This window comes from Variovorax sp. P1_H12_2, from assembly GCF_056405335.1.
Genome location: NZ_JBFUCI010000372.1, coordinates 1 through 6,432 on the forward strand (window position 1 = coordinate 1; position 6,432 = coordinate 6,432).

General features: G+C 68.1%; 7 protein-coding genes, 1 tRNA gene and 2 pseudogenes. 3 read left to right on the forward strand and 7 right to left on the reverse strand.

Annotation, left to right across the window (positions count from 1 at the left end):
• Positions 1-760: pseudogene (locus AC1D2K_RS27345) on the reverse strand (indolepyruvate ferredoxin oxidoreductase family protein); the annotation flags it as partial.
• Positions 761-852: 92 nt separating this feature from the next.
• Between AC1D2K_RS27345 and AC1D2K_RS27350 the strand changes: the two are divergent.
• Positions 853-1,374, forward strand: a complete 522-nt coding sequence (locus AC1D2K_RS27350; protein WP_478092586.1) for an Lrp/AsnC family transcriptional regulator — start codon at positions 853-855, stop codon at positions 1,372-1,374.
• Between the two features lie 11 nt (positions 1,375-1,385).
• Here AC1D2K_RS27350 and AC1D2K_RS27355 read toward each other — a convergent pair whose 3' ends face one another.
• Together AC1D2K_RS27355 and AC1D2K_RS27360 are read right to left on the reverse strand one after the other, a co-directional pair.
• A complete protein-coding gene (locus AC1D2K_RS27355; RefSeq protein ID WP_478092588.1) occupies positions 1,386-1,991 on the reverse strand; it encodes a DUF4337 domain-containing protein in 606 nt (201 codons plus the stop codon).
• Positions 1,992-2,142: 151 nt separating this feature from the next.
• Positions 2,143-2,454 carry a hypothetical protein gene (locus tag AC1D2K_RS27360; RefSeq protein WP_478092589.1) on the reverse strand — a complete coding sequence of 104 codons (312 nt, stop codon included), beginning with the start codon at positions 2,452-2,454 and terminating at the stop codon, positions 2,143-2,145.
• A gap of 236 nt (positions 2,455-2,690) precedes the next feature.
• On the opposite strand from AC1D2K_RS27360, the gene AC1D2K_RS27365 reads away from it, so the two are divergent.
• Complete coding sequence (locus tag AC1D2K_RS27365; RefSeq protein WP_478092591.1) at positions 2,691-2,999, forward strand: plasmid stabilization protein; 309 nt, start codon at positions 2,691-2,693, stop codon at positions 2,997-2,999.
• Between the two features lie 63 nt (positions 3,000-3,062).
• Here the strand turns inward: AC1D2K_RS27365 and AC1D2K_RS27370 are convergent.
• Positions 3,063-3,152, reverse strand: a tRNA-Ser gene (locus AC1D2K_RS27370).
• Positions 3,153-3,199: 47 nt separating this feature from the next.
• Positions 3,200-4,531 carry a serine--tRNA ligase gene (gene serS / locus AC1D2K_RS27375; protein ID WP_478092593.1) on the reverse strand — a complete coding sequence of 444 codons (1,332 nt, stop codon included), beginning with the start codon at positions 4,529-4,531 and terminating at the stop codon, positions 3,200-3,202.
• Between the two features lie 143 nt (positions 4,532-4,674).
• On the opposite strand from serS, the gene AC1D2K_RS27380 reads away from it, so the two are divergent.
• Positions 4,675-5,091, forward strand: a complete 417-nt coding sequence (locus AC1D2K_RS27380) for a VOC family protein (protein WP_478092594.1) — start codon at positions 4,675-4,677, stop codon at positions 5,089-5,091.
• 160 nt (positions 5,092-5,251) lie between these two features.
• On the opposite strand, the gene AC1D2K_RS27385 is transcribed toward AC1D2K_RS27380, so the two are convergent.
• Both AC1D2K_RS27385 and ispH read right to left on the reverse strand, forming a co-directional pair.
• Positions 5,252-6,217 (reverse strand): threonine/serine dehydratase, encoded by a 966-nt coding sequence (locus tag AC1D2K_RS27385; RefSeq protein ID WP_478092595.1) that lies wholly within the window; start codon positions 6,215-6,217, stop codon positions 5,252-5,254.
• Positions 6,214-6,432: pseudogene (ispH, locus tag AC1D2K_RS27390) on the reverse strand (4-hydroxy-3-methylbut-2-enyl diphosphate reductase); the annotation flags it as partial. The pseudogene ispH and the gene AC1D2K_RS27385, both read right to left, overlap by 4 nt.

The following is a 6,432-nucleotide window of genomic DNA, read 5'->3' on the forward strand; positions in this document are numbered from 1 at the left end:
AGTGAAGACCATCGACAGGCGCGCGGTGGCCGGTCGCGGCGCGCACGGTGTCGGCATCGGCCCAGCCGGCGACGCGGGCGGCGACCCGGTCCAGGTCGACCGTGCTGGCGCTCTCGACCACCTCCGACAGCGCCGCCATGCCGACCCAGGCGCCCGAGTAGCGCGACAGCTCGTAGCCGTAGAGGCCGAACTCGAGGTACTCGGCGACGCAGGCCGGCTGCACGACCGGCATGCTCCAGGCGACGAAGGCATGGTCGCTCTGGTGCGGCATCGACGACGAGACGCAGCCATGGTCGTCGCCCGCCACCACCAGCACCCCGCCATGCGGCGAGGAGCCGTAGGCATTGCCGTGCTTGAGCGCATCGCCGGCGCGGTCCACGCCCGGCCCCTTGCCGTACCACATCGCGAACACGCCCTCGACCGTGCGCTCGGGGTCGGACTCGACGCGCTGCGTGCCGAGCACCTGGGTGGCCGCGAGCTCCTCGTTGATGGCCGGCACGAAGCGGATGCCGGCCTCCTTGAAGCCCTTGCCGGCCTTCCAGATCGCCTGGTCCACCATGCCCAGCGGCGAGCCGCGATAGCCGCTGACGAAGCCCTGGGTGCCCAGGCCGCGGGCGAGATCGCGCTGGCGCTGCATCAGCAGCACCCGCACGAGCGCCTGCGTGCCGGTGAGGAAGACGGCACCCGATGTCGCCCACAGGCTGTCGGCCAGGCGGTAGTCGGAACGCAGGACGGACGGATCGCGGGGGGTGCTTTGCATGGCCGAAATTGTTCCATCGCGAGGCGAGGAAAGGCTTCTTCAATACACTAGCGAAACACCCTAATTTGAGAATGTGATTCTCGAAATCCGCCATGAATGTCGATCCCATTCTTCTTGACGCCCACAGCCTGAAGATTCTTTTCGAGCTGCAGCGCGATGCGCGCCAGACCGTGCAACAGATCTCGGAGGCCGTCGGGCTGTCGCCCACGCCGTGCTGGAAACGCATCAAGGACATGGAGGCCGCCGGCGTGATCCGCGGCTACACCGCGGTGATCGACCGCGAGAAGGTGGGCCTGCATGTCGCCGCGGTGGCGGAAGTCAACCTCGACCGGCACAGCGAATCGCAGGTGCAGCGCTTCGAGGACGCGGTCGCTGCCAGCCCGCAGATCACCAGTTGCGTGTCGGCGACCGGCCCCGCGGACTACATCCTCACGGTGCTGGTGCAGGACATGAAGCACTACGAGCGCTTCCTGCACGAGACCCTGTTCAGCCTGCCCGGCGTGACGCACGTGCGATCCAGCATCGTGCTGCGGCAGGTCAAGTCGGAGGTGGCGCTACCGATCGAGCAGGTGCCGCAGTCGTCGACTGGGGCGACGCGCGGCCGGCGGCGCTGAGGCGGCGGCGCTCAGATGTGCAACGCGGCCAGTGCGCCCACGACCACCCCCACCCCTGCGACGCCGAGCATGCCCCACTCCAACCACTTCTTCCTCGTCAGCAAGGCCATCGCGGCCAGCGCGATGGACACTTGAAGCGCGGTGGTGGCCTGGGCCCAGCGATGATGCTGGTGCATCTGCGCTTCGGACTTCAGGTCCCAATCCACGGCCTCCTTCTCGAGCTTTTGGGCGACGAGCAGGATTTCTCCTTTTTCTGCTTCGTAGCGGGCAACCTTCGCCTGCCAGGCCGGCTTGCGCTCGCTCGACGACATGTCCAGCGCGAACTCGGCGAGGGACTGCTTCGTGCTCTTGGCCTGGAAGAAGTTCCACTGGTTCGAGGCCTCGGTCTTCTTGATGCCCGCGTTGTTCTTGTAAAGACCGGCGTTGGCTTGGGTGAGTCCTCCCATGTACGCGAAGATCGCCCCGACCGTGGCGATGACGGCGGTGCACACCGCAATCTGACTGGTCAGGCTGATGCGGCCCCCGTCGTGGGTGGAGGTGGGCTGATGCCCCCCCTGTGCGGCGTGCTCGAGTTCGTGGTCATGCGGGCCGTGCACGTGAAAGCCGTGTCCTGACATAGGGGTCTCCAATTGGGTTGAGGCTGCGAAGTATGACGAACCGGCCGAGCCGTTCGCCCTTCGCCCCCATGGAGCTCCCACGGGCGACGGCCGACGAGTCGTTTGCTTCCTCTCGACGGACTGGGACTTGTGCCCGCTTCGGCGGGCTGTTTCACGGCGYGCCGAGCCGCCCGAATGCAGAGTTCGGACCGAAGTGCCTCAGCGCCTTGTGACCCAGCGCCGTGACCAACTCGACGCGCGCGGGCTGAGGTTCGCCCGGCCTGGCGGGTGGAAAGCTGCAGATGATGTGCCCGGCGTCGTGAAGAACCCGAAGTTCCAGCTGAACCGTCGGGTTGGTGAAGTCAAGAGGCAACTCCGCATCGGCGAGCGCCTGGAGCAGTTCCATCGGCATGACAGCCCCCCCAATCTTGCTGAACGTCCGGGCCCGGTCTTGTGGGCCACGGTTGCTCAGGTCGTCGGCCATGCGTCTCTCCTTTTTTCGTGAAAGCGCAGCCTGCGGCTTCAGCAGGTCGTGTCGGGTAAGACAACGCTGCATCTGTCCGCCGGAGGGCATCGCGCGCCCGAGATCCCAGCGGTCGAACGAGCCTAGGGCCCGCCAAGAAAGCGCGCACGCCGTGATTCGGCGGCTTCCTACGCGCAGCCCTGGTGCGGCGCTCAAACTCCGAGCCGTTTCAACCCCAGTGTGGAAAGGAGCGGTCCATGCCAAGAGGCGACAAATCAGCCTACACAGACAAGCAAAAACGCCAGGCGGAGCACATCGAAGAGGGCTATGAGCGTCGAGGCACGCCCCGGGACGAGGCTGAACGCCGCGCCTGGGCGACGGTCAACAAGGAGACGGGCGGCGGCAAGAAGAGCGGCTCCGGCCGAGGTCACCCCGAGGATCATGCGCCGTTGCGCAAGGGCGGGCGGCTGGGCGGTGCGGCCAGCGCGGCGAGGAGCCCGGCTGAGCGCTCCGCCTCGGCAAGAAAGGCCGCTGCCACACGCAAACGCAGGAGAGCCGCTGCCTGAGCCTGCAGCTGATGCAGGCAGAAAAGCAAAACGGGCCCAGAGGGCCCGTCGTTGCTGACTTCTTGGAGGAGAGGGAGGGATTCGAACCCTCGGTACGTTCGCACGTACGCCTGATTTCGAGTCAGGTACATTCGACCACTCTGCCACCTCTCCGGTGTCTGTCGAGCCGCTGATGATAGCAGAACTCGCGCGCGCTTTTTTCAGGCCCGCAGCACCTCGATGCCGCCCAGGTAGCGCCGGAGCGCTTTCGGCACCGCGATCGAGCCGTCCTCGTTCTGGTGGTTCTCGAGGACCGCGACCAGTGCCCGTCCGACCGCCAGGCCGGATCCGTTGAGCGTGTGGACGAGTTCGTTCTTGCCCTGCGCGTTCTTGAAGCGGGCCTGCAGACGGCGGGCCTGGAAGGCCTCGCAGTTGGAGACCGAGCTGATCTCGCGGTAGGTGTCCTGCGCCGGCAGCCAGACTTCGAGGTCGTAGGTCTTGGTGGAGCCGAAACCCATGTCGCCGGTGCACAGCAGCACCACGCGGTACGGCAGCTCGAGCGCCTTCAGCACGGCCTCGGCATGGCCGGTCATGGCTTCCAGCGCCTCGTAGCTCTTGTCGGGGTGCGTGATCTGCACCATCTCGACCTTGTCGAACTGGTGCTGCCGGATCATGCCGCGCGTGTCCCGCCCGGCGCTGCCGGCTTCCGAGCGGAAGCACGGCGTGTGCGCGGTCAGGCGGATCGGCAGCTGTGCCTCGGCCACGACCTCGTCGCGCACGAAGTTCGTGAGCGGCACTTCGCTGGTCGGGATCAGGTAGAGCGCCGCATGATCCGGCGCGGGCTCGCCGTCCTGGCCGCCCTTCTTGGCGGCGAACAGGTCGCCCTCGAACTTGGGCAGCTGGCCGGTGCCGCGCATCGAATCGGCGTTGACGACGTACGGCACGTAGCACTCGGTGTAGCCGTGGTCCTCGGTCTGGATGTCGAGCATGAACTGCGCGAGCGCGCGATGCAGCCGCGCGATCGGGCCCTTCATCACGGTGAAGCGCGAGCCCGCGAGCTTGGCGCCCATCTCGAAATCCAGGCCCAGCGGCGCACCGAGGTCTACGTGATCGCGGGGCGCGAAGCCGAGCGCGGTCGCCGCGGCGCCCTCGCCGCCCTGCGGGCTCCAGCGCCGCACTTCGACGTTGGCGTCTTCGTCGTCGCCAACCGGCACGCTCGCGTGCGGCAGATTCGGCACGGCCAGCAGCAAGGCCTGCAGCTCGGGCTGGATCGCCTCCAGGCGGACGGCCGAGGATTCCTGCTCGGCCTTCAGCGCATTGACCTCGGCCATCAGCGCCTCGACCGATTCGCCCTTGGCCTTCAGCGGTCCGATCTGCTTGTTGAGCACGTTGCGGCGGGCCTGCAGTTCCTCGGTGCGGGTCTGCAGGGTCTTGCGCTCGGCTTCGAGGGCGCTGAACGTTCCGACGTCGAGGAAGGTCTGATCCTTCTTGCGGGTTTCGAGGCGGGCAACGACCGAAGCCAGGTCCTTGCGTAACAGTGTGATATCGAGCATCGCGTGATTTTAGGTGGGCGCCGGGCCGCCCCAAGCCGACCTGCGGCCCCCTCGGGGGGCAGCGACACACGAAGTGAGGAGCGTGGGGGCATTGGGGTGGGCGTAGGATCGTTCACCCCCCACCATTCCACCAAGGAGTTGCGATGCAAGCCTATCTGACCTTCAATGGCAACGCGGCCGAGGCGCTCGCGTTCTATGCCCAGGCCCTGGGCGGCAAGATCCTCTTCAGCATGACCTTCGGCGAAAGTCCGATGGGCGCCGAAACGCCGGCCGAGCACAAGGGCAAGATCATGCACGCCACGCTGGAGGCGCGCGGCCACCAGCTGATGGCCTCCGATGCGCCGCCCGGCTACCCCTTCAAGGGCTACCAGGGCTTCTCGCTGTCGGTCCAGGCCAAGGACGTGAAGGAAGGCGAGACGCTCTTCAACGCGCTCGGCGCCGGCGGCAAGGTCACGATGCCTTACGCGCCGACCTTCTGGTCGACCGGCTTCGGCATGCTCGAAGACAAGTTCGGGGTGCCCTGGATGGTCAACTGCGAGCAGCAGCCCACCCAGGCCTGAGAGTTCCCCGCGTCGCGTGCGATCACGGTGCACGAACACACCGGCCGGCGAAGCCTGGCCCCTTCGTGAAGCACCGCGGAACCGGCTCCGCCGGGCCGCTGGTGTTGCCCCCGGCAGGGGGTGGGCGGCTACACGAAGTGAGCCAACCTGGGGGCGAGCTCTACGCTAGCGTCGCGGGGTCGACGTTGGCGCCGCAGATGATCAGGCAGACCTTCTCGCCCTCGCGCGGCACATAGGCGCCGCTCTGCAGGGCCGCCAGCGGCAACGCCGCGGCCGGCTCGACCGCCAGCTTCAGCTCCTTCCACAGCCAGAGCTGGGCGGCGCGTATCGCCTCGTCCGACAGCAGCAGCGCATCGCCCACATGGCGTTGCGTGATGTCCCAGGCGATCGCACCGATGCGCCGCGCGCCGAGCGAATCGGCAGCGACGCCGCCGACCTCGACATCCACCGGCTCGCCGGCCTCTCGCGCGCGCGCCAGGGTCGGCGCGCGCTCGGGTTCGAGCGCCACCACCCGGCTGCGGCGTTCGAACCAGGCGGCGAGCCCGCCGATCAGTCCGCCGCCGCCCACGCTCACGAGCACCGCATCGGGCAGGCCGCCCTGCTGCTCGATCTCGCGCCCGAGCGTGCCGGCGCCGGCCACCACTTCGGGCTGGTCGTAGGCATGCGTCAGCAAGGCGCCGGTTTCGCGCTGCCGTTCGAGACAGGCCGCCAGCGCGTCGGAATAGGCCGCGCCGCCGACCACCACCTTGGCGCCGAGCGCGCGCAGCCGGGCCCGCTTGGCCTCGGGCGACATGTTGGGCAGGAAGACCTCGCAGGGCACGCCCAGCGCCTGCGCGGCCGCCGCGGTGGCGATGCCGGCGTTGCCGCCGGACGCGATGATCGCGCCGCTGGCCGGAATCTCGTGGGCCAGCAGCCGGTTCATCATGCCGCGCGCCTTGAAGCTGCCGCTGGCTTGCAGATGCTCGAGCTTGAGCCAGACCTCGACGCCCGGCGTCTCCACGCCCAGCGCCCGGCCCGAGAGCTTCCACAGCGGCGTTTCGCGCAGGAAATGCGGCGCGCGTTGATGGATCCGGCGCGCGGCCGCCTCGACGTCCCCGCGCCAATCGTGCTGAACGGCGCCGCTCACGAGATATGCCCCGGTGCGGGGATGTCGTCGAGCTTCAGTCCCTTGGGGAGCGGGAACTTGAGCGTCTCCTGGATGCCGTCCATCTTGCGCACCGAGACCGCGCCCAGCGCCTTGATGCGGTCGATCACCTCGCGCACCAGCACTTCGGGCGCCGACGCGCCCGCCGTGAGGCCGACGCGGCTCTTGCCCTCGAACCATTCGGGCCGGAGCTCGGC

Coding starts and splice junctions, on each gene's coding strand:
- AC1D2K_RS27350 (WP_478092586.1), top strand. CDS start 853: ATGAATGTCGATCCCATTCTTCTTGACGCCCACAGCCTGAAGATTCTT.
- AC1D2K_RS27355 (WP_478092588.1), bottom strand. CDS start 1,991: ATGTCAGGACACGGCTTTCACGTGCACGGCCCGCATGACCACGAACTC.
- AC1D2K_RS27365 (WP_478092591.1), top strand. CDS start 2,691: ATGCCAAGAGGCGACAAATCAGCCTACACAGACAAGCAAAAACGCCAG.
- serS (WP_478092593.1), bottom strand. CDS start 4,531: ATGCTCGATATCACACTGTTACGCAAGGACCTGGCTTCGGTCGTTGCC.
- AC1D2K_RS27380 (WP_478092594.1), top strand. CDS start 4,675: ATGCAAGCCTATCTGACCTTCAATGGCAACGCGGCCGAGGCGCTCGCG.